The sequence below is a fragment of the Salegentibacter sediminis genome, assembly GCF_002078605.1.
Taxonomy (GTDB): domain Bacteria; phylum Bacteroidota; class Bacteroidia; order Flavobacteriales; family Flavobacteriaceae; genus Salegentibacter; species Salegentibacter sediminis.
In genome coordinates, this window is the sequence record NZ_MSJR01000012.1 from 16,117 (window position 1) to 39,099 (window position 22,983).

Here is a 22,983-nt window from a genome sequence, read left to right on the forward strand (position 1 = left end):
TGCCTGGTGGGATTACAGATTTCTTGGATTAATCATATTTAGCAGCGCATTAGATTACATTTTAAGTTTAAAAATATCTCAAAGCAAAAGAAAGCAGACTCGCAAAATCTGGTTAGGAATAAGTTTATTTTCAAATCTAGGTTTGCTCGCTTATTTCAAATATTTCAATTTTTTCCTGGAGAGTTGGTCTGAAGCCTGGTCACAACTTGGTTTTGAAATGAACTACTCAAGCTGGAGTATTATTCTCCCGGTTGGGATTTCATTCTACACTTTTCAAACTCTAAGTTATACTATCGAAGTTTTTAAGGAAAGAATGGAACCTACCAAAGATTTTCTCAAATTCAGTCTGTATGTTGCCTTTTTTCCGCAATTAATAGCCGGACCAATAGAAAGGGCTCAAAACCTACTTCCTCAACTAAACCTTAAAAGGAATTTTAATTTTCAGCAAGCCAGGGAGGGTTTACATTTGATTATATGGGGCCTTTTTAAGAAGGTAGTGATTGCAGACACCTGTGCGATTTATGTAAATGAAATATTCGATAATCACGAAAACATGAATTCTCTTAGCCTAATTTTAGGAGCCGTGTATTTCGCATTTCAAATCTATGGGGATTTCTCAGGATACAGTGATATGGCTATTGGGACAGCGCGTTTATTTGGAATAAATTTAATGCAGAATTTCAATTACCCCTATTTTTCACGGAACCTGGGAGAATTCTGGAGGAGGTGGCATATTTCTCTTTCAACCTGGTTTAGGGACTACTTATACATTCCTATTGGAGGCTCAAGAACAAATCGAATTCATACCATAAGAAATATTTTTGTAATATTCCTGGTTAGTGGTTTATGGCATGGTGCTAATTGGACGTTTATAGTTTGGGGCGGAATCCATGCATTATTTTTTATACCCGTTTTGTTGGTGGGGAGAAACAGGAAATATCTGGACACTGCGGGTAAAAATCACTACTTACCAGGTATTAAAGAGACTGTTCAAATGCTCTATACTTTCGGAATAGTAACTATAGGGTGGATTTTTTTTCGCGCCGACTCATTTTCCACAGCAATTGATTACCTTAAGGGAATCATCGAATTAAATAATTTTGATTTACAGTATTTAGCCATTGAAAGATATAATGTGGATATAATTGCATTAATCTTTTTTTTCATTGCTTTTGAATGGCATCACCGAAAAACAGAACATCCCTTTAAAGGTGATTTCAAAAAGTTGAAGCTTATTCTGATTCTACTTTTAATATTAACTCTGGGAGTCTTTTCAGATTATCAGGAATTTATCTATTTTCAATTTTAATGAGGAAATTTTTAAAATATGCTCTGGGCTTATTTTTGGTAGCCGCCATTTTAATGGTCAGCCTGGATTATTTTTATTCCTATGCTTTTCGGAATTCAGAACCTCGTTTAAAAGTTCAAAAGATACTTCAACTAAAAGATCAACACTTCGATATAGCATTCTTTGGGTCTTCCCGAACAAAAGCACATATTGATTGTAATCTAATAGAAGAACTTACAGGTAAATCCTGTATTAATTTAGGGGTGTCAGGAGCTACAATTACAGATATGAATTTCATAATGAAGGCCGTAGTTTCAAACAATATTACATTTAATAAAGCCTTTATGCAAATTGATTATAATTACAATCTCATTGGCTTAACAAAACTTGTTAAGGCTGGAATTGTGCCTTTTCTGACCGATTCAAAAATTAAGAATGTTTTTCCTGAGCGAGAAAAAGGTAATCCCTATTATTGGCTTCCCTTTTATCGTTATTTTGTTTACAACAGAAATTATGGAATTAGAAATCTATTCGCCTCCATAATTCAGAAAAAAAGCAATATTGAGATCAACCTCAGCATAACTCCTAATGAAGGCCAGGGACTTTATGTAGATGGTAGTTTCCCTGGCTCTCTAATTGATAAAAATGAGGACCTCAATGAAATGATTGATTTCACCAATAACATTGGAAAACCTTTGGTTTTATTTACTGCCCCCTACTGTAAAAAAGTTGAAAATCGCTACATTATAGATTCCATTCAAAAACGCTTACCTGAGTTAAAGAATTATATTTCAGTTTTTGATAAGCAACAAAAATATTTTTTCAACTGTGGACACCTCAACAAAACTGGCGCAAGGGAATTCACTAGAATACTAACAGGAGACAATCTAATGGAATAACATGCACCTTGCCTTCCTCACCCCAGAATACCCTCACCCCCACTCCAGCCCTTCCGGCGGACTGGGCACCAGCATTAAAAACCTGGCAGAGCAACTGATAAAAAAAGAGCTTAGCATCACGGTTTTTGTTTACGGGCAGGAAAAAGATGAAGTCTTTGAAGAAGAAGGCATTCAATTTCATTTTATCAAACAATTAAACTATGACTTCTTTGGCTGGTACCGCTACCGGAAATACCTGGAATTCTATTTAAACAAGGTAATCCTGGAAGAGCAGATAGATGCCCTGGAAGCCCCCGATTGGACCGGGATAACGGCTTTTATGAAGCTTAAGTGTCTGCTGGTGATAAGAATGCATGGAAGCGATTCCTATTTCTGCAGGCTAGAAGGAAGGCCACAGAAGAAAAAGAACTTCTGGTTTGAGAAGCTGGCTTTGAAGAATGCAGATCACCTGCTTTCCGTGAGCAAATTTACCGCCGATAAAACCCGGGAGATCTTTGGTTTGAAAAAGGAGATTAGGGTAATTCCTAATTCGGTGGACGTGGAAGTTTTCAAGCCAACCCAAGAAGCGCTAATACCAGATACTATCCTATATTTTGGGAGTATCATCAGAAAAAAAGGAGTCCTGGAACTGGCCCATATCTTTAACCTGATTCACAAGCAAAACCCCAATGCCCGCTTGATCATGGTCGGGCGGGATATAAAAGATATCCAGACCGAACAATCCACCCGAAGCCTGTTTGAGGAAATCTTAACTGAGGAAGCCAAAGAAAATTTACTTTGGACGGGCAGTCTGCCTTATGAAGAGGTAAGGTCCAGAATATCCCGGGCTGCGGTGATCGTGCTCCCCAGTTTCGCCGAGGCCCTACCCATGACCTGGCTGGAGGCTATGGCCATGGAAAAAGCGCTGGTTACCTCAGATATAGGTTGGGCAAAGGAGGTGATGCGCGACGGGGAGACAGGTTATACAGTAAATCCTGAAGATCATAAAATCTATGCTGAGAAAGTTCTTACCCTACTCAAGGATCGCGAACTTGCTGAGAAGATGGGGAAAGCTGCGAGGAAGAGGCTAATAGCTGAGTTTTCTACAGAAGTTGTGGTGGAGGAGAATATTCGGTTTTATGGCTTAGTCGGTAGACGGTAGTCGTTAGGCGGTAGTTGTTTAGTGTAGAGTTCAACACTTCTCGATACAATCCCGATTGCCATCGGGACCACTCATAGCCAAGGAACCGATACGTTGGGTTCGAGTGAATTCAAAATGCGGTAGCAATTTTGAATTAGTATCGAGAACAGCTTAGGAGCAGATTCTCATCAAGCTTCTCGATACTCCCGATAGCTATCGGGATTTATTCCGCTATCGCTTCATAAAAAACACTCGAAGTCAACGTGCTCGAGGTCCAGGTGGGAGTGAATTGATAAGATTAAAAATTCATTTTTCAAACTTCTTCTTAGCCAGATTAGGCAAGGCTTCGTAATCACCCTTTATTAAAGATTCCTTTTTGGCCCTCGACCATTTTTTAATCTGTTTTTCATATAAAAACGTAAAATTAATATCTGTGAATTCGGTTAGAAAAACAAGTTCTACCGGCCGACGAAAGTATGTATAGCTATCTCTGTAAAACCCGGATTGATGTTCCCTTAATCTTTTATCAATAAAGGAGGTTACTCCGGTGTAATATGTACCGTCATTACATTTTAGGATGTACAGATAACTCCTTTTCATGGTATTAAGATAAGGTATAATTTGGTTTAGTGGTTAAGAACATAGTTTTTACTATCGAGGCTTCTCGATACAATTCTTTATTTCGCTCCCGCTTCATAAAGAATCACTCGAAGTCAACGCCCGTAATTGTTACATGGATTTAGTTGAATGCCTCCCCGTTGGGTTCGAGTGAATTCAAAATGCGGTAGCAATTTTGAATTAGTATCGAGAACAGCTTGGAGTACGAGCTAAACAAGACTTCTCGATACTCCCGATAGCTATCGGGATTTATTTCGCTACCGCTTCATAAAAAAACACTCGAAGTCAACGTCCGTACAATTATTATAGAAAAAAAACACCAAATACTTCCAGCCCGTTGGGTTCGAGTGAATTCAAAATGCGGTAGCAATTTTGAATTAGTATCGAGAACAGCTTGGAGTACGAACTAAACAAGACTTCTCGATACATTTTCTATTCCGCTCCCGCTTCATAAAAAACACTCGAAGTCAACGTGCTCGAAGTCAAGGCTGGAAAAACAAAAAAAAAGGGAAAGACATCTAGGCCCTTCCCTTTTACGACAAACAAACTTTTTTATTAGTGCGACACCACAAAGCTAACCTTGGTGGTAACGCCGTAGGAAACTATTTGGTTTCCCTCAACTTTTCCATTCATATCCTTTACGTAGATAGACTTGATGTTTTTTACGGTTTTCGCAGCCTCCTTCAAGGCGTTATTAGTAGCATCTTCAAAACTCTTTTCTGAAGAAGCCATAATCTCAATTACTTTAACAATTGCCATAATATTTACTTTTTTATTGGTTAATTATAAATTATTTCACAGTATTAATTTAGTATTTATCCCAGCCATAGAAAAACTTATTCAGGTGATTAACAAAACATTATATTAGTTGAGGACCGGGGAAGACTTAATTGGGGATTGGTTAATTCGTTAATCCAAAGTCCGCTAGCATTTGAAGTGTAAATAAGAGTAATGTCCTCGGAGGCCGGGAGAACGATTAGAGGGAAGGTCATAGCCCTTTTGAAATCCAAAAACCAGTCGCTCAGTACTACAAAGCACTTCGACTTTCCTTCGGCTATCGCCTCGGAATCAGGGTGACAACACGAATTCAAATTGAATATTCAACCAATCAAGAGTGTCAGGCTGAGCCCCTCTAAAGCAGCCGGGAGGACTATTAGAGAGAAAGTCGAAGCAATGTCAGGCTGAGCCCATGTTTCTGGCCGTGAGGGCAGAAATATGGAAAGTCGAAGCCCTTTTGAAGGTCCAAATGGCATTCGACTAAACCTACAATTCCGGTTACAACAGACGTATTGCTCATTACTCCCGAATCTCTTACCTTTAACCGATAAACCCAAAGTCTGAATGAATAAAAGAAAGATCTGCGTGGTGGTTACCGCCAGGCCCTCATACAGCAGGATCAAGTCGGCACTTAGCGCTATACAGGAGCATCCCGGCCTGGAATTACAGCTGGTGATCGCCGGCTCGGCCCTTCTCGATCGTTACGGCAATGCTGTAGATTTTATTGAGAAAGATGGTTTCCCCATAGCGGCAAAGGTTTTTATGGTGCTGGAGGGCGAAAATCCCACTACCATGGCCAAGACTACGGGCCTGGGGGTTATGGAACTCACCAATGTTCTTTACAACCTGCAACCCGATGCGGTGGTGACTATAGCCGACAGATTTGAGACCATCGCCACCTCTATCGCCGCGGCCTACCAAAATATCCCCCTGGTACATATTCAGGGTGGGGAAGTTACCGGCAGCATCGATGAGAAGGTGCGGCACGCCAATACCAAGCTCGCCGACCTGCACCTGGTAGCTACCGAAGACGCCCGGGAGAGGGTTATCAAACTCGGGGAGGCTGAAGACAAGGTCATTAACACAGGTTGCCCTTCCATAGACCTGGCAAAGCAAATCATTGAAAACCCCGGACTCGACTTCGAGCCTGTGGAGAAATACGGCGGGGTAGGAAAATCTTTGAACTGGAAAAAGGGGTACCTGGTTGCGATGCAACACCCCGTGACCACGGAATATAAACAGGCGAAACTGCATATTACTGAAAGTCTGAAAGCCGTCAAGCAACTTAACATCCCTACCTTCTGGTTCTGGCCTAATGTAGATGCCGGCTCCGATGGCACCTCCAATGGAATAAGGACCTTCAGGGAGCTGGAGCAACCCGAGAATATTCATTTTTTCAAGAATATGGAACCGATAGACTTCCTGAGATTGCTGAAAGGCGCCAAAGCCCTGCTCGGGAATTCCAGCGTAGGTCTCCGGGAATGTGCTTATCTTGGAGTGCCCGTAGTTAACATCGGTAACCGGCAACACCGACGAAGCCGCGCAGAAAACGTGATTGATGTGGGTTATAACAAAGAGGAGATCATGCATGCAACCCGGCAGGCCATGGACCAGGAACATTTTCCATCTTCCAATCTTTATGGAAACGGGGATTCAGGGAAAAGAATCGCTGATATCCTTGCTACTGCAGAATTGACTTTTAGCAAAACGATATCGTATTAAAATTTTTTTTGGGTTTGTTGTTTATGGTTTATTGTTTAGATCATAAAAAATAATATCAAGCACTAAAGACTAAAGACTACCGCCTAATGACTAAAAAAATACTCGGTCTTATCCCTGCCCGGGGTGGCAGCAAAGGAATACCCGGCAAGAACATCAAGCTGCTAGGTGGAAAACCCTTGCTGCAGTATACCTGGGAATCAGCAAAGGCATCAAGTTTGCTTGATAAGCTGATTCTAAGTTCTGAAGATCCTGAAATAATTGAAACTGCCACTAAACTTGGACTGGAGGTTCCATTCACTAGACCTAAGGAACTTGCGCAAGACAGTACGCCAAGTATTGAGGTTATCAAATATGCCCTGAACTTCTTCAGGGAAAAAGGGCAGAATTTTGATGCCGTTTGCCTACTCCAGCCCACTACTCCATTTCGATCGCCAGGACTCATAGACAGCTGTATTAAAAAATTCAGCAGCAACAACTACGATTCCCTGATTACGGTTAGGGAAGTGCCTGCGGAATTCAATCCGCACTGGATCTTCGAAGAAAAAAATGGCTTGTTGAAACTCGCAACCGGAGAGGAAAACATCATTCCCCGCCGCCAGGAATTGCCAAAGGCTTATTTCAGGGATGGAGCGGTTTATATAACCAAAACCGAAGTCCTTCTGGAGCAGAATTCCTTATTCGGAAAACAAACCGGATTTTATGACACCTCCGGTACTCCCTATGTGAATATCGATACCTCGGCCGATTGGGAAAAAGCTGTAGGATTAGTGGAGAGTGGTCCCGATGGGTATCGGGAGTGGAAAGAGGATAGTCTGGACGGGTGATAGATTAATTCTCAGGTCATAAAATAGGCCGAAAACTATAAAAGATTTACAAATTATTCCCTATAAAATATTTATTAAAAAATGTGCGGAATTGTCGGAATTATTGGTGCAGGAGAACAAGCGTCCACTCTGGAAAAAATGCTGGAAGTCCAGTCTCACCGAGGTCCCGATAACACCGGGCGATATTTTGATAAAAGCTTTGCTGCCTTAGGCCATAACCGCCTTTCCATCATAGACCTTTCCCCTGAGGCGAACCAACCCTTTTCGGATGAAACAGGGCGTTTTCAGCTTGTTTTCAATGGGGAAATCTACAATTATAAAGAATTGAGACAGGAATTGGCTTCCGGGTATAATTTCAGCACTAAATCAGATACCGAAGTCCTTCTGGCTGCTTTTCTCAAATGGGAAAAAGACTGTTTACAACACCTTAATGGCATGTTCGCCTTTGCCATCTGGGACTCAAAAGAGAAAAAAATCTTCGCTGCCCGGGATCGCTTTGGAGTGAAGCCGCTTTATTATACCATAGCCGGAGGGATCTTTTACTTTGGCAGTGAAATCAAAACTTTACAAAAAGTTATTCCCGAAATCAAACCTAATGAGAAGGTCTGGGCGAGCTATTTCGCCTATGGTTCCTACGGAATGCCTGAGGATACTTTTTATAAAGATATTCACCAACTCCCGGGAGGACATTTTTTGGAATTTTCCCAGGGAAAACTCAACATCAAAGCCTGGTATGATTTTAAAGCACAGCTGTTAGCTATTAAACCATCAAAGGACTTCGAAGAAGCCAAAGCGGCCTATTATAATTTATTAAAAAACAGTATCAGCTTAAGATTCCGCGCGGATGTGCCTTTGGGCTTCAACCTCAGCGGAGGCGTAGACAGTTCGCTGCTACTGGCCCTGGTAAACCTGTTTGAGGACAAAAAAAACATCACAGCTTACAGTTTTTACACCGGCGATGAGCGCTACGATGAGCTGCTCTGGGTGGAGCAAATGATCGCAACCACCAGGAATCCGCTGAGAAAAGTCAGATTTTCCGCGGAAGAGGTGGCCGAGACAGCCACTTTTATTTCAAAGTTTCAGGATGAACCTTTCGGCGGTATTCCCAGTCTCGCCTACTCAAAAATCTTCAGGCAGGCCCGGCAGGATGGAGTTAAAGTACTGCTGGATGGGCAGGGAATGGATGAACAGTGGGCCGGTTATGATTATTATCTGAATTGGGAGCGTAGCAGTACCATTCAGGGAACCGGTACAAAAAGCGCTTTTCGTCCTAAAGTCCTGGACCCAGATTTTCTGGCTTTAGCCGAAAAACCAAAATACCCTGAGCCCTTTGAGAGTGAGCTTCAGAATTTACAATACCGTGACCTCTTCTACACCAAGATCCCTCGAGCGCTGCGTTTCAACGACAGAATCTCTATGGCCTATAGCACCGAACTCCGGGAACCTTTCCTGGATCACAGGATGGTGGAATTCGCCTTTGCACAGCCTGAAACTTTTAAGATAAAGGAAGGAGTACAGAAATACCTGTTAAGGGAAATACTCAAAGAGCTGGCGCCAAAAGAGCTGAGCTATGCTCCAAAACGCCCCTTACAAACACCACAGCGAGAATGGCTGGGCGATGAGCTCAGGGAGTTTACCGAAGCACAAATGGAAAACTTATTGGCTTCTCCGGTAGGCGACTGGTTTAATGAAAAAGAGATGAAGAAGGAATGGGAGAAATACTGCGCAGGAGACAGGGAAAGCAGTTTTCATATCTGGCAGTGGGTGAATGCGGGCCTGGTGTTGGGTGATGTGAGGTAGCGATACTGTGACCTGGTGGCAGCAGCCTAAGGGACCAAGGCTCTTTGTATTCTGACTACAGTCGCTACGTATTACTACCAAGCACTTCGACTATCCATCGGCTATCGCCTCGGGCTCAGGGTGACAACACGTATTCAAATTGAATATTCAACAAACCAAGAGTGTCAGGCTGAGCCCGACCGAAGGGAGGATGGTCGAAGCCATTTGAAATTCAAAAGACAGTTGCTACGTACTACCAGGCACTTAGACTAGCCTCAGGTTTTGGCCTTCAGACTATTGGTAACAGAAGAATTTAAAGAAAGAATTCAAATTTTACTCCAGTAAAAAAGGACAAACTTCTAATAAGCCCTGCTGAAGAGCTTCTATTTTTTCTTTTTCAGGAAGCACCGGGAAGTCATTGAACAAAGAATTCAGGTTTTCTTTGGAGCAAACTTCGTCTATGAAAGGTGGCTCATATACCGGCATATCTACCGATTCCAAATAATCGGGGTACTTGATACCATCGCCAAAGATCTTATCTGAAAATTCTACCCAAAGGCTGGGTATGCGATAAGCATGGGAGACTATTAGTCCGTGCAGGGAGGAGGAAAGGATTCTTTCGCAGCTCATAATTTGCCGGGTCACCTCCTCTACATCCAAACACATCAGGTCTATCACTCTGATATCGGGATTATTTCCGAAGAGATCCACCGTCTTCTTATAGTCGTGATAATGTGGAATGATGCCTAACTCATATTCTTTTTCTACCTGCGGATTAAAATATTCGGGTAAAAGGATTGCGGGGTCCCCATAAACAGGCGGACATTCATAGCCAAGATCCAGCAAAAACTTCCGGGTTTGCGGTCCTCTCACCGCCCGGAAGTCGGCAGAGGCGATATGATGCTCCCGGTCTATGATCCCACTCCCCCAAACGATACTATCTTTTGTGGCATGCGGGAGAATACTCCCAATAGCCAGGTAATGAGATTTATCCCATTTATACCAGGGCTGTTTCCTGGGGTGAACAAACTTCACCTCCCGCCCAGAGATTTTCTCGACAAGATATTTTGAAAGCAGGTCGCCGTAATTCTCTTTTTCTTTGAAAATGAATTTTATTTCGCTCCAGTAAAAGAGAGGGATTGATGGGCTGTTTTTCAATGGTCTGTTCTTTTAGGCTTTGGTTATTTTTTTCTATTCAGTGGAAAGTGGAGAGTGGAAAGTGGAGAGTTGATTCCCTGTTTTCTTCATTAATCATCTTTTTGGTGGAGAGTGAACTGAATCTATTTATTTGATTTAGATTTCAGATATCTTTGTAAACCCCTGGTCATTTTAAGCAACTCCAATAACATATTTCTTGCTTTGATATTTTCCTCCTTTAAAATATAATTTCTACGGGATGCAATGGTGGTACAAGCTACACATTCTCGTATGGAGTCAGAAACCATTTCCAGATAACGATTGAATTGCAAATCAGTATCCCCCGAACCCTCACTGCTATTTAGGGCTATGGATACCGCAGCTCTCGTAAATTGAGAACGTAAACCAAAGTTTTCAAAGGCTGGGAATTTTTCAGCTAGCTCGTATGCATAATCTGTAAAATCCAATGCTTTTTGATAGAGTTTTAGATCCTCAAAGTTAAAATGTACGTCCTTCATAATTTTAAGTTTGTGTTTCTCTAAACTACTACACCGAAAAATCGACCTTTAACAGTCATACTTTCCATTCTCCTCTCCCGGCATAGCCGGGTCAAATCCACTCTCCACTATTATTCAAAATTCCTCATCGCCTTCTTCCACCACTTCTTAAATTTTCGGGCGGGGTCTGATTTCTCCACATAGCCCTTGGAGTAACGATTGTAGCCATAGCCGTAGCCATAACCGTAGCCATAACCGTAACCATAACCGTAGCCGTATTTGGCGCGGTGCACGAAGTGGTTAAGCACATAGCTTATGTTTTTGATCTCGCCTTTGTGATATTTCTCATTTATGGATTCCAGCATGCCGCGTTTGGTGTAATCCTGCCGGATCATATAGATAGTGGCATCGGCGTATTTTACCAGGTTAAGAGCATCGGCCACCATACCTATTGGTGGGGTATCCAGGATGATATAATCGTATTTCTGTCTTAGCTCTTCCATTAGCACATCCATCTGCTCATTAATTAACAGCTCTGATGGGTTTGGAGGCACGGGCCCGGCGGTAATTACATCCAGGTAAGGTATTTTACTCTGCTGAATAATCTCTTCGGAAGTAGCCTGGTCGATAAGGTAATTTACCACTCCCAGGTCGTTGTTGAGTTCGAAATCATCAAAGATCTTGGGTTTACGTAAATCGACCCCTACCAGTACGGTCTTACGCTGACTGAGCGCAAAGACGGTAGCCAGGTTCATCGCACAGAAGGTCTTCCCTTCTCCGGAAACCGAGGAGGTGATCAAAAGGGTCTTGGAGCCCGTAACTCCCTGTTTTTTATACATAAACTGCAGGCTCGAGCGGAGCCCACGAAAACCTTCAGCGATTGAAGATTTAGGGTTGTCGAAAACCACCAGGTTAGAGTCTGATTTACTCTTCCCGATCATCCCGAGTATGGGTATTGGTGAAAGCCTGCCTACTTCCTGGGCATTATGAATATTCGTATTCAGGAAAACCAGCAGGAAAACAAAGGTAAGCGGGATAACGCCCCCCACCAGCACAGCCATAACATAGTTAAGCTGAGTGTTAGGCCCTATTTGCCCGCCCCCGGTATCTTTTGCCGGGTCGATAATCATCACATCGCTAACGTTGGCTGCTTTTATGAGCCCGGCTTCGCTGCGTTTTTCCAGAAAGAGGTTATAACTTTTTTCATTCAGACTATAGCGCCGCTGAATCTTCAACAGGTCCTGTTCTTCCTGGGGCAGGGTTCTGATCTCGGCTTCCAGGTTGGCGATCTGCCGATTTACATCACGGAGTTCCTCCTGCAACAGGCCTTTGGAGGAACTTATATTTTCCAATAGTATAGATTTTACCGAATTTATCTGCCGGTCTATATCGTCAAAAACCGGGGAGTTTTCCTTCAGGGTGTATTGATAGTTGCTGCGCTCTTCGGCCAGAGTAATGATCCTGGATACACCACTGGCGATACTCCCTTCACTGATCCCGGCGACCGAAGGTGCCGGCACGTTAGAATAATCGGTGCGGGTTTCGAGATAAGTCCGCAGGGTTTCATAGTAAGAAAGTTGTCTACGAATATCCTCTTTCCGAAGATCAAGAGTAGATAGTTTATTGGACAGCTGGGAGCTTTCCGCAGAAATATCCATTATCGCATTTTCATTCCTAAACTGGTTGAGCTCATCCTCCACTGCCTTAAGCGCCTGAGATTGCACTGCCAGGCTGCTGTCTATAAAACGGATGGTCTTAGTAGCAAAAAGATTCTTTCGGGCCAGCATATTTTCACTCAGCACCCTCACTGTTCCATTGAGGTAATCCACGATCCTGGCTTTGTTTCCTCCCGATTTGCTAAGCCTGATCACCGAGGATCCCTGGGATTCCGGGGACACATTTACCCCGCGATATCGCCCTACTGCCGAATCAAAATTGAGGAAACTAACATAGAAAGGCTTTCCGGGTTGCAGGGCCTGGCTGGTTCTGATAACCCGTCCGTTAAAAAAAGGCAGGTTGACTTTTTCCCCTATTTTGAAATTTCTGTTGAATTCCCTGGCTTCAGTACTAAGTGAGGATTTCTCCTTGCTGCCATAATTCTGAAGACTAAGTGTCGCGGGCACATTAGCCTGGATATTATAGCTTGCTGAATCTTTCATCCTGATCACCATAATAACATTGAGGGCCTGCGGTTTCAGGGTGTCGGTCACCACCTCAAAAGGGGTTTTTCCGTAGGCATCTACCCGCTGATATTCCCCGTCTTCAAGATAATTGGTGAAAAACTGAAGCTTCTCCACCACTTCCTCGTTATGGGAGCGGGACCGGAGGATGGTCATTGCAGTATTTACTTTATCTGAAGTTCCACCCCAGTTAAAAGTTAAGCTGGTATTGGAAGTAAAGAAAGGATTCTGGTCGTCTTTTATAGAAATAGAATTCCCAAGGCTATAGACCGGAAGTTTCCGCACATTATTGTAATAGGCTACGGCCAGGCTAATCCCCACTGAAAGCAGGATAAGCTTCCAGTAACTTATCACTTTAAGAACAAAACCTTTAAAATCAAAGGTGGAGCCTACGTCTGATATGTGATCATCTTCATGTGCCATCTAGAGTCGGGTAAATAATAAGATCGAAGTGGTTACCACCGAGAGCAGGGTCACCCCTGTTCGGAATGCCTCCATTCCTGTAGTTCCAAAACCCAGCGCCTTTTGAGGCAAAGGGTTCACCACGATCATATCGTTTGGTTGTATGTAGTAATATGGACTGCTTATCGCATTGATGTTGGTAAGGTCTATGCTGTAAACCTCTTCCCCGTGAGGGAACTGCCTGATGATCTTTACATTCTGCATATCGCCGTATTCGCTTATGCCACCGGCATTGGCCACGGCTTCCATGATAGTCACCTTCTCTTTATAGATCACCTGGCTTCCAGTACCAATTTCCCCCAGGGTGGTATACCTTATCCCGGCAAGTTTAACGGTAACGAATATATTCGCCTCATCTTTGAAGTAATTTTCCAGCAGTAGTTTTTCAATCTTCTCACGTACTTCCTTTTCGGTATACCCCAGCACATTCACTTCCCCCAGGGTGGGCACCCTGATATTTCCATGATCGTCTACCGTAAAGCCGTCAAAGAACACACGCTCTTCGGTGGTGGCGCTAAGGTTGGCCTCATCAACAGGGTTAAACATCCCAACTAGTTCCTGGTCCAGGGCTTTAACACGAATACTTAACAGGTCTCCGGTTTGGATACGGTAAGGTTTTTTTAGTTGCTGAATCTCAATAATACTATCCAGATCCTGCTCATTGTCCTGCAGGTAAGTAATTCTTTTGGTAGAGACGCAGGAAGAAAAGCTCAGCACTACCGCAATAAGAAATAAGATACTTTTATACTGCTTCAGCATATTTAAGAGGCTATTTGTTGGCAAACTATCTTTTTACAGGACTTCCACTGAATAAAGTAAAAAGGTTTAAGGCTAATGCGGCCCTCCTCATCCAATCCCTTAAGCAAAACCTGTTTAGATAGTTTTAACAAATATAGTTTTTGTAGGCTAATAATAAAATTAAGTCGCAATTTTCCTGTTATTTTGCGACAAATTTGAATTTGTGAATTACCTCTCAGTAGAAAATATCGCCAAGTCTTATGGCGAATTGCAGTTATTTAATAATATTTCCTTCGGAATAAATGAAGGGCAGAAGGTCGGGTTTATCGCCAAAAACGGCTCCGGAAAGACCTCGCTACTCAATATCCTGGCGGGCTCAGACAGCCCCGATGAAGGTAAAGTAGTGTATCGTAAAAACATTACCGTAGCTTTCCTGGGGCAGGAACCCAATCTGGACCCGCATCTCAGCATAGAGGAAACCATATTTTCTTCGGAAAATGATACTCTGAAGATCATCAGGGCCTACGAGAAAGCGCTGAAAAACCCCGATGATGCCGATGCTTACCAGAAAGCTTTTGAGCAGATGGAAGCAGCACAGGCCTGGGATTTTGAGACCCAGTATAAACAGATCCTTTTCAAGCTGAAACTGGAAGACCTGGAGAAAGAAGTAAAATACCTTTCCGGGGGACAGAAGAAACGACTCGCCCTGGCGGTGATGTTGCTCCAGAAACCCGATTTCATCATTATGGATGAGCCTACCAACCACCTCGACCTGGATATGATCGAGTGGCTGGAGGAGTATTTCAGAAAAGAGAACTTTACCATTTTTATGGTTACCCACGACCGGTATTTCCTGGAGCGCGTATGCAACGAAATCGTAGAACTGGATCACGGAAAGTTATATACCTACAAAGGGAATTACAGCTATTACCTGGACAAAAAAGAGAGCCGGGTAGAACTGGAACAAACCAATACCGAAAAAGCCAAGCAACTCTATAAAAAAGAACTGGACTGGATGCGCCGGCAGCCTAAGGCCCGTACCACCAAATCCAAATCACGCATTGAAGATTTCCACGATATAAAAAACCGGGCACAACAACGCCGTAAAGATCATGAGGTGCAGCTGGAGATCAATATGGAGAGACTGGGCAGCAAGATGGTGGAGCTTCATAATATCTCCAAATCCTACGAGGAAAAAGAATTGCTGAAAAACTTCAATTACAATTTCAAAAAGGGTGAGCGCATAGGGATAATCGGGAAAAATGGTACCGGAAAATCGACCTTCCTGAATATTCTCACGGGAGCTATAAAACCAGATACCGGAAAGGTTGTAATTGGCGAGACTATAAAATTCGGGTACTACACCCAGGCCGGAATCGAAGTAAAGCCGGGGCAGAAAGTGATTGAAGTGATTCGTGAATTTGGGGATTATATCCCACTAAAGAAAGGCAGGCAGATCTCGGCACAGCAACTGCTGGAACGCTTTTTATTCGATCGCAAGAAACAATACGATTTTGTGGAAAAATTAAGCGGGGGAGAAAAGAAACGCCTGTATCTATGTACCGTATTGATCCAGAACCCGAACTTTCTCATTCTCGATGAGCCTACTAACGACCTGGATATCGTAACCCTGAACGTGCTGGAAAACTTTCTACTGGATTTCCCCGGCTGTTTAATCGTGGTTTCCCACGACAGGTATTTTATGGATAAGATTGTAGATCACCTTTTCGTTTTCAAGGGTAAAGCAGAGATCCAGGACTTCCCTGGTAATTACTCTGATTTCCGAAACTACGAGGAAAGCAGTCCGGCGGAAACCAAAGCAGACACCAAAGAGTTTGAGACCAAGAAAGACTGGAAAAAAACCAGTAGCGGCAGTAAGTTAAGCTATAACGAGCAAAAGGAATTCGGGAAGCTGGAAAAGGAGATCGCTAAACTGGAAAAAGAGAAGAAGAAACTTCAGCAGAAATTCCTCGAAGACCTGGATCCCGAAGAAATTAAAAAGAACTCAATAGCGCTTCAGGAAATAGAAGATAAAATTGAAACCAAGACCGAAAGGTGGTTTGAGCTTGGTTCGCAAGCCGAATAGTTTGGTGTTTATTGTTTAGGGTTTATTGTTTATTTTTAGATAAATCAACAATCTTTAAACAATGGGGAAAATTGAAAAATTCGAAGATATTGATGCCTGGCAACTAGCCCGGATAATTTGTCAAAAAACAGAAAAGCTATTTAAGAATACAGCTTTAGGAAAAAACTTCAAATTGCGGGATCAAATGGAGAGAAGCTCAGGTTCGATAATGGATAATATTGCTGAGGGTTTTGGAAGGGGCGGCAATAAAGAATTTCACAATTTCCTGAGTTTCTCAAAGGGTTCATCTTCTGAGTTAAGGTCACAACTCTACAGAGCTCTGGATAAAGGCCTGATTTCAGAAGCCCAGTTTAATGAGTTAAAGAATGATTGTAATCAGGCTGAAAATAAGATAGGTGCATTTATACATTATCTTAGGAAATCAGACCTAAAAGGAATTAAGTTCAAAAAGCCCGGAAATGAATAATTCTAAAGAAACGAACAACAAACCACAAACAACAAACCACAAACATTTCCACCCGTTCATTTCATTTTTCAGATTCTTATTAAAAAGCCAAAACCAACACGGCCTCCACTCCCCTTTTGTATATGAGCTGGTGACGCGGTGTTTTTATGATAAGACGAAGTATCCTGAATATGAGGTTTTAGAGAATTACCGAAAGGAACTACTGAAGGAAAAACGAAAGATAAGTGTTACCGATTTCGGGGCGGGCAGCAGAGTATTTAAATCGAAGGAACGGGAGATTGCGGCTATAGCCAGGAATGTAGGAATCCCGAAGAAGAGAGCCAAATTCCTGTTCAGGCTGGCAAAATACCTGGAGTGCAGGGATATTCTGGAGCTGGGTACTTCCCTGGGAATAGGCACCTCGGCCCTGGCCCTCAACACAAATGCCCGGATAATCTCTGTTGAAGGTTGTCCTGAAACTGCAGGAGCTGCCAGAAGACAACTGGAGAAATTCAGATTTGATAATGTAGAGCTGAAAGTTGGGGAATTTGAAGAGGTGTTAGGAGATATTGTGGAGAGTGGAGAGAAGAAAGTGGAGAGTGGAGACGAAGTGGAGAACAAACAACAAACAATAAACCAAAAACCACAAACAGCTCACGAGGCTTCATCGGTCAAGGATAAATCCCAAACCTCCCAAAAATTGAGAACCCAAAACCGAAAACAACAAACAACTTTCGATTTAATCTACTTCGATGGGCATCATACCAAAGAGGCGACTTTAAAATATTTTGAGTTGTTACTTCCTACCGCGCATAATGATTCGGTTTTTATTTTTGATGATATTCACTGGTCGGCGGGGATGGAAGAAGCCTGGGAGATTATCAAAAAACATCCGGAGGTTCGGGTGAGCATAGATACTTTTCATCTGGGATTGATATTTTTCAGAAAAGAACAGGCAAAACAAGATTTTATAATCAGATTGTAACAAACGAGCAAAGGATGCGTCATATTCACGTATGCAACCATGGAGTATGCCTACAAGGCATCCAGATGGACACTAAATTTAACTTCCGGGGGAAGCCCCGGCGCATTAAAATCTCGATTATCGAGTAAAACAAGCTGCATGAACAAAGTCATTGAGATCAGGAACATCACCCGGGATTTTCCACTGGGGAGCGAGATAGTAAAGGTTTTAAAAGGAATTGATCTGGACATAGACCGGGGAGAATACGTTGCCCTGATGGGGCCTTCAGGTTCGGGAAAGTCAACTTTAATGAATTTGCTGGGTTGTCTGGATACACCAACTTCAGGAACTTACATTCTGAACGGAGAAGATGTGAGCAAAATGAGCGATGATGAGCTGGCTGAGATCAGGAATAAAGAGATCGGCTTTGTCTTTCAGACCTTTAACCTGTTACCCAGAACCACCGCTCTGGACAATGTAGCCCTCCCAATGGTTTACGCCGGATACTCAAAAACCGAGAGAACAAAACGGGCGGAAGAAGTACTCAACAATGTAGGTCTGGCCGACAGGATGGACCACAAACCCAACCAGCTGTCAGGAGGGCAAAGGCAGAGGGTGGCCGTAGGCCGTGCGCTTGTGAACAATCCTTCTATAATTTTGGCCGATGAGCCAACGGGGAACCTGGATTCGGTGACTTCTGTAGAAATCATGAAGCTCTTCGACAAAATTCACGCTGATGGAAATACGGTAATCCTGGTTACTCATGAAGAAGAAATAGCCAATCACGCCCACCGCATCGTGAGACTGAAAGACGGAATGGTGGAAAGCGATATTAGAAAGGAACGTGTTTACAACTAATAGACTTAGTTTTTATCTTCTAATAGTGGCACAAATCTGAACTGCCCAAATTCGGTCTTATCGAATTCCTTTGGAGATTTTCTAATAAACATCGTCATTGTTTGAACCTCAGTGCCAACCGGAATTACCATCCTGCCGCCTATTTTCAACTGTCCCAACAAATCTTTAGGCACATAGGGTGCTCCCGCCGTCACGATTATCTTATCAAAAGGTGCATATTCCGGCAATCCTTTGTAGCCATCACCAAAACTCAAATATTTAGGACGGTAGCCAATCTTACTCAGGAAGTTTTTAGTCTTTTTATAGAGTTCTCTTTGGCGTTCTATGCTGTAGACCTTCGCGCCCAGTTCGCAAAGCACCGCGGTTTGATACCCGCTTCCGGTTCCAATTTCCAGGACCTTATCTCCTTTTTCTATCTCGAGTTTCTCGGTTTGAAAAGCTACGGTATAAGGTTGTGAGATGGTTTGATCGGCCGCTATGGGGAAAGCCTTGTCCTGATACGCATGATCTTCGAAACTACTGTCCATAAAGAGGTGTCGCGGAATTTTTCCGATGGCTTCCAGCACCTTTTTATCGGTTATTCCCTTGCGGGTAACAGTCTTAACCAGCTGCTGTCTTTTTCCTTTATGACGAAAGTTATCCTCAACCACCTTAACAAAATTTTAGGATGTAAAAATACTTAAAGAAAGCGGTGTTTTGCAAGCAAAAGCAGAAAGGATTATTCCCCCGTTTTCTAAACTATTTACAATCAAAACACTATTTTTGTGTCAAAAGCTACGATATATGTTGAAAGTTGGCGTCCTGGGTGCAGGACACTTAGGAAAAATACATTTAAGACTCCTTCAGGAGTCAAAAAAATATGAGTTGGTGGGATTTTATGATGCCAACACAGAAAACGCAAAAAAGGTATCAGAAGAATTTGGTTATAAGATCTTTCCAGATCTCGACGAACTCATTAAGGCAGTAGATGTGGTAGATGTGGTCACCCCCACCCTGTCCCATTTTGAAGTCGCTAAGAAGGCTATTTCTGAAGAAAAACATCTTTTTATTGAGAAACCAATTACCAACACCTACGAAGAAGCCCGTGAACTTATAGACTTAGCTGAAAAAAAAGGCATAAAAGGTCAGGTTGGGCACGTAGAACGCTTCAACCCGGCATTTAGAGCAGTAGTTTCCAGAATAGAGGATCCGATGTTCATCGAGGCCCACCGTTTGGCCGAGTTCAATCCGCGAGGGACTGATGTACCGGTAGTGCTGGACCTGATGATCCACGATATCGATGCGGTTTTGAGCGTAGTTAAGTCGAAGGTAAAAAACATTAATGCCAGCGGGGTTTCGGTAATAAGTGACACCCCCGATATTGCTAATGCCCGGATAGAATTCGAGAATGGCTGCGTGGCCAACCTTACTGCCAGCAGAATCTCGATGAAGAATATGCGGAAAGCCAGGTTCTTCCAGCGGGATGCCTATATCTCGGTAGATTATTTAGAAAAGAAATGCGAGGTAGTAAAGATGAAAGATGCACCCGAAAACCCCGACGAATATGCGATGGTGCTTCAGAATGCCGAAGGGATAAAGAAACAGATTTATTTCGATAATCCTGATGTCTCTCCCAATAACGCCATCCTGGATGAGCTGGAGACCTTCGCCGATGCTATAAACAACAACAGCACTCCAATTGTTACCCTGGAGCAGGGCGCTGAAGCCCTGAGGGTTGCCAAAGGAGTGATTGACAGTTTTAATAAATAACCACACAACAAACACCAAATAAAATGAAGAATATTTCAGTAATAGGAGCAGGAACTATGGGCAACGGAATCGCACATACTTTTGCGCAATTCGGATATAAAGTAAACCTGATCGATATATCAGAAGAAAGTCTGGAAAAAGGGCTAAAGACCATCTCTGGTAACCTGGACAGGATGGTTGCTAAAGAAAAGATAAGCGAGGCAGACAAGGAAACCACGCTTAACAATATTACCAGCTACACCAAGCTGGAAGAAGGCGTAAAAGATGCCGACGTAGTGGTGGAAGCCGCTACCGAGAACGAGGACCTTAAACTAAAGATCTTCAGGCAGCTGGATGCAAGTTGCCGAAAAGACAGTATTCTTGCCAGCAACACCTCCTCTATTCCAATCACTAAGATCGCCGCGGAGGTATCCAATCCGGAAAGAGTTATCGGGATGCATTTTATGAACCCGGTACCAATTATGAAACTGGTAGAGATCATCCGTGGATATAACACCAGCGATGAGGTTACCAAAAGCATTATGGAACTTTCAGAAAAACTGAACAAAGTGCCGGTGGAGGTTAACGATTACCCGGGCTTTGTAGCCAACCGTATCCTGATGCCCATGATCAATGAAGCTATAGAAACGCTTTACAACGGGGTGGCCGGAGTCTACGAGATCGACACCGTTATGAAGCTGGGAATGGCACATCCTATGGGCCCCCTGCAACTGGCAGATTTTATTGGGCTGGACGTGTGTCACTCTATCCTTGAGGTGATGTATGACGGATTCAAGAATCCTAAATATGCCCCCTGTCCCCTGCTAACCAATATGGTAAGAGCCGGAAAACTCGGGGTTAAGTCGGGAGAAGGATTCTATGATTATTCAGAGAACAAAAAGGCTGAAAAGGTTTCGCCACAATTCAGCAAATAGCATACAGAAATTTGGCAAAAATACTTCCATTCAAAGCGGTGCGGCCGGTGCGGGCCAAAGCAGGCCTTGTAGCCAGCCGCCCCTATGAAGATTACAGTGCTGAGGAGTTAACTGCACAATTGGAGTTCAATCCATATTCCTTTCTGCATATCATAAATCCCGGGTATAAATTTCAGCAAAACCTGAAGGGCGGGCAACGCTTCCAGATGGTGAAGAACCGTTATTTAGAGTTTAAGGAAGAAGAAACATTTATTCAGGATAAGAGTCCGGCATTTTATATTTACAAGGTAAAAAGCAGGGGTAGCAATATACACGGCATAATTGCCGCAGCCAGTGCCGAAGATTACAAAGAGAATGTAATTCGGCGGCACGAAGACACGATTAATCACAGGGAGTTGCTTTTCAAAGATTATTTGAAAACAGTAGGCTTCAATACTGAACCCGTACTTTTAACCTATCCGGACAGCGAAGACCTCAATTGCATTATGCGGGAGGTTATGAAGAGCCGCCCCGAATATGAGTTTGCCACCCCGAACCGTGAATTACATTATTTATGGGTAATAGACCAGCCGGGACTTATCGAGAAAATCCAAAAGGAGTTTGAACAAACCCCTCAGCTCTATATAGCCGATGGGCATCATCGCTGTGCCTCCTCCTACAGGTTGGCCCAGGAATCGAAAGAGCAGAATGCAGCGCATACGGGAGAGGAGCCTTACAACTTCTTTATGAGCTATTTGATCTCTGAAAGCAACCTGAAGATTCATGAGTTCAGCAGGCTCATAAGTAATCTTAACGGGTACAGCAAAGAGGAATTTCTTATTTTACTGGATGAGAATTTCCGTATAGAAAACCGTGGCCTGGAGGTTTACCGACCGTCCAAAAAACATCATTTCAATATGTATCTTGACGGGGAATACTATTCCCTGTATTTGCGTAAAACCAATTATGACTTTAGCGATTCTTTATGTAAATTAGATGCTTATATACTCTACCAAAAGGTTTTAAAACCAATCCTTGGCATCGAAGATCTCAGAAACGATAAGCGTATCGCCTATATTCACGGGCGTAATGATCTTATTGAACTAAAAACCCGAATCGATTCGGGGGAATTTGCCGTAGGCTTCGGGATGTTACCGGTGAGCATAGGAGAGATCAAGGAGATCGCTGATGCCGATTTGACCATGCCGCCCAAAACCACTTATATTGAGCCTAAACTAAGAAGCGGGTTGACTATTTACGAATTTTGAAGTTAGATTATGAGCATTTCAGAAAACATAAAAAAATACAGGGCCGAGCTTCCCGAAAACGTGAAGCTGGTGGCTATTTCCAAGACAAAGCCTAACGAGGATATCCTGGAAGCCTATGAGGCTGGGCAGCGTATTTTTGGAGAAAACAAAATCCAGGAAATGACCGATAAATGGGAAGCCCTTCCCAAAGATATCGAATGGCATATGGTTGGCCACGTGCAACGCAACAAGGTGAAATACATGGCCCCTTTTGTTGGCTTGATTCATGCTGTAGACAGCCTGAAATTATTAAAAGAGATAAATAAACAAGCTAAAAAACACGAGCGGGTGATAAAATGCCTGCTTCAGATAAAGATTGCTGAGGAGGATTCCAAATTTGGGATCTCTGCGGAAGAGGCTGAAGAAATACTTACTTCCGAAGCTTATCAGAAAATGCAAAACACGCAGGTAATTGGCCTGATGGGGATGGCCACTTTCACCGATGACGAAAACCAGGTGAAAGGAGAATTCCAGTATCTGAAAGGTGTTTTTGATAAGTTTCAGCAAAAATACCCCGCCCTCACCGAACTATCCATGGGAATGAGCGGAGATTACAAGCTGGCTGTCGAAAGTGGAAGCAGTATGGTGAGAATTGGAAGCAGCATTTTTGGCGAAAGAAATTATAATTAAAAAGGATTTT

The 22,983-nt window shown here is 43.1% G+C and carries 21 protein-coding genes; 14 read left to right on the forward strand and 7 right to left on the reverse strand.

Going from position 1 to position 22,983, the window contains the following annotated elements; translation table 11 throughout:
- Positions 1-142 precede the first annotated feature (142 nt).
- Genes BUW93_RS13880 through BUW93_RS13890 form a run of 3 tightly spaced genes read left to right on the forward strand, consistent with a single transcriptional unit; the run spans position 143 to position 3,328 of the window.
- Positions 143-1,309 (forward strand): MBOAT family O-acyltransferase, encoded by a 1,167-nt coding sequence (locus BUW93_RS13880; RefSeq protein WP_317042201.1) that lies wholly within the window; start codon positions 143-145, stop codon positions 1,307-1,309.
- Positions 1,309-2,187, forward strand: a complete 879-nt coding sequence (locus BUW93_RS13885; protein ID WP_081212343.1) for a hypothetical protein — start codon at positions 1,309-1,311, stop codon at positions 2,185-2,187. The genes BUW93_RS13880 and BUW93_RS13885 overlap by 1 nt, the downstream gene beginning before the upstream one ends.
- A 1-nt stretch (position 2,188) precedes the next feature.
- Positions 2,189-3,328 (forward strand): glycosyltransferase family 4 protein, encoded by a 1,140-nt coding sequence (locus BUW93_RS13890; RefSeq protein ID WP_081212344.1) that lies wholly within the window; start codon positions 2,189-2,191, stop codon positions 3,326-3,328.
- A gap of 285 nt (positions 3,329-3,613) precedes the next feature.
- Here the strand turns inward: BUW93_RS13890 and BUW93_RS13895 are convergent, their stop codons facing one another.
- Together BUW93_RS13895 and BUW93_RS13900 are read right to left on the reverse strand one after the other, a co-directional pair.
- Positions 3,614-3,907, reverse strand: a complete 294-nt coding sequence (locus tag BUW93_RS13895) for a GIY-YIG nuclease family protein (RefSeq protein WP_081212345.1) — start codon at positions 3,905-3,907, stop codon at positions 3,614-3,616.
- Positions 3,908-4,480: 573 nt separating this feature from the next.
- The gene (locus BUW93_RS13900) at positions 4,481-4,684 is read right to left on the reverse strand and encodes a dodecin family protein (RefSeq protein WP_081212346.1); all 204 of its coding nucleotides are present in this window, start codon (positions 4,682-4,684) and stop codon (positions 4,481-4,483) included.
- 582 nt (positions 4,685-5,266) lie between these two features.
- Between BUW93_RS13900 and neuC the strand changes: the two genes are divergently transcribed.
- The 3 genes from neuC to asnB all read left to right on the forward strand — a co-directional run bounded on the left by neuC (position 5,267) and on the right by asnB (position 9,048).
- Complete coding sequence (gene neuC, locus BUW93_RS13905; RefSeq protein ID WP_081212347.1) at positions 5,267-6,424, forward strand: UDP-N-acetylglucosamine 2-epimerase; 1,158 nt, start codon at positions 5,267-5,269, stop codon at positions 6,422-6,424.
- A gap of 86 nt (positions 6,425-6,510) precedes the next feature.
- Positions 6,511-7,248, forward strand: a complete 738-nt coding sequence (locus BUW93_RS13910) for an acylneuraminate cytidylyltransferase family protein (RefSeq protein ID WP_081212348.1) — start codon at positions 6,511-6,513, stop codon at positions 7,246-7,248.
- Positions 7,249-7,329: 81 nt separating this feature from the next.
- Positions 7,330-9,048: an asparagine synthase (glutamine-hydrolyzing) gene (asnB, locus tag BUW93_RS13915; RefSeq protein ID WP_081212349.1), complete on the forward strand. Its 1,719-nt coding sequence runs from the start codon at positions 7,330-7,332 to the stop codon at positions 9,046-9,048.
- Between the two features lie 312 nt (positions 9,049-9,360).
- On the opposite strand, the gene BUW93_RS13920 is transcribed toward asnB, so the two are convergent.
- From BUW93_RS13920 to BUW93_RS13935, 4 genes are all read right to left on the reverse strand, one after another.
- Entirely contained in the window at positions 9,361-10,185 is an 825-nt protein-coding gene (locus BUW93_RS13920) for a polysaccharide pyruvyl transferase family protein (RefSeq protein ID WP_110688302.1), read from the reverse strand.
- A gap of 122 nt (positions 10,186-10,307) precedes the next feature.
- A complete protein-coding gene (locus BUW93_RS13925; protein ID WP_081212350.1) occupies positions 10,308-10,682 on the reverse strand; it encodes a four helix bundle protein in 375 nt (124 codons plus the stop codon).
- A gap of 110 nt (positions 10,683-10,792) precedes the next feature.
- The gene (locus tag BUW93_RS13930; RefSeq protein WP_081212351.1) at positions 10,793-13,264 is read right to left on the reverse strand and encodes a GumC family protein; all 2,472 of its coding nucleotides are present in this window, start codon (positions 13,262-13,264) and stop codon (positions 10,793-10,795) included.
- A complete protein-coding gene (locus tag BUW93_RS13935; protein ID WP_081212352.1) occupies positions 13,265-14,062 on the reverse strand; it encodes a polysaccharide biosynthesis/export family protein in 798 nt (265 codons plus the stop codon).
- A 202-nt stretch (positions 14,063-14,264) separates the two neighbouring features.
- On the opposite strand from BUW93_RS13935, the gene BUW93_RS13940 reads away from it, so the two are divergent.
- From BUW93_RS13940 to BUW93_RS13955, 4 genes are all read left to right on the forward strand, one after another.
- The gene (locus BUW93_RS13940; protein ID WP_081212353.1) at positions 14,265-16,127 is read left to right on the forward strand and encodes an ABC-F family ATP-binding cassette domain-containing protein; all 1,863 of its coding nucleotides are present in this window, start codon (positions 14,265-14,267) and stop codon (positions 16,125-16,127) included.
- 61 nt (positions 16,128-16,188) lie between these two features.
- Entirely contained in the window at positions 16,189-16,593 is a 405-nt protein-coding gene (locus tag BUW93_RS13945; protein ID WP_081212354.1) for a four helix bundle protein, read from the forward strand.
- A complete protein-coding gene (locus BUW93_RS13950; RefSeq protein ID WP_081212355.1) occupies positions 16,586-17,557 on the forward strand; it encodes an O-methyltransferase in 972 nt (323 codons plus the stop codon). The genes BUW93_RS13945 and BUW93_RS13950 overlap by 8 nt, the downstream gene beginning before the upstream one ends.
- 138 nt (positions 17,558-17,695) lie before the next feature.
- Positions 17,696-18,394: an ABC transporter ATP-binding protein gene (locus BUW93_RS13955; protein ID WP_081212356.1), complete on the forward strand. Its 699-nt coding sequence runs from the start codon at positions 17,696-17,698 to the stop codon at positions 18,392-18,394.
- A 5-nt stretch (positions 18,395-18,399) separates the two neighbouring features.
- Here BUW93_RS13955 and BUW93_RS13960 read toward each other — a convergent pair whose 3' ends face one another.
- Positions 18,400-19,044, reverse strand: a complete 645-nt coding sequence (locus BUW93_RS13960) for a protein-L-isoaspartate(D-aspartate) O-methyltransferase (RefSeq protein ID WP_081212357.1) — start codon at positions 19,042-19,044, stop codon at positions 18,400-18,402.
- Between the two features lie 133 nt (positions 19,045-19,177).
- Here BUW93_RS13960 and BUW93_RS13965 point away from each other — a divergent pair, with 133 nt between their 5' ends.
- The 4 genes from BUW93_RS13965 to BUW93_RS13980 are packed head-to-tail and all read left to right on the forward strand — an operon-like array spanning position 19,178 to position 22,973.
- On the forward strand, positions 19,178-20,143 hold the full coding sequence (locus BUW93_RS13965; protein ID WP_081212358.1) for a Gfo/Idh/MocA family protein: 966 nt from the start codon (positions 19,178-19,180) through the stop codon (positions 20,141-20,143).
- Between the two features lie 23 nt (positions 20,144-20,166).
- On the forward strand, positions 20,167-21,057 hold the full coding sequence (locus tag BUW93_RS13970; RefSeq protein WP_081212359.1) for a 3-hydroxyacyl-CoA dehydrogenase family protein: 891 nt from the start codon (positions 20,167-20,169) through the stop codon (positions 21,055-21,057).
- A gap of 11 nt (positions 21,058-21,068) precedes the next feature.
- A complete protein-coding gene (locus BUW93_RS13975; protein ID WP_081212360.1) occupies positions 21,069-22,304 on the forward strand; it encodes a DUF1015 domain-containing protein in 1,236 nt (411 codons plus the stop codon).
- A gap of 9 nt (positions 22,305-22,313) precedes the next feature.
- The gene (locus BUW93_RS13980; RefSeq protein WP_081212361.1) at positions 22,314-22,973 is read left to right on the forward strand and encodes a YggS family pyridoxal phosphate-dependent enzyme; all 660 of its coding nucleotides are present in this window, start codon (positions 22,314-22,316) and stop codon (positions 22,971-22,973) included.
- Positions 22,974-22,983 lie beyond the last annotated feature (10 nt).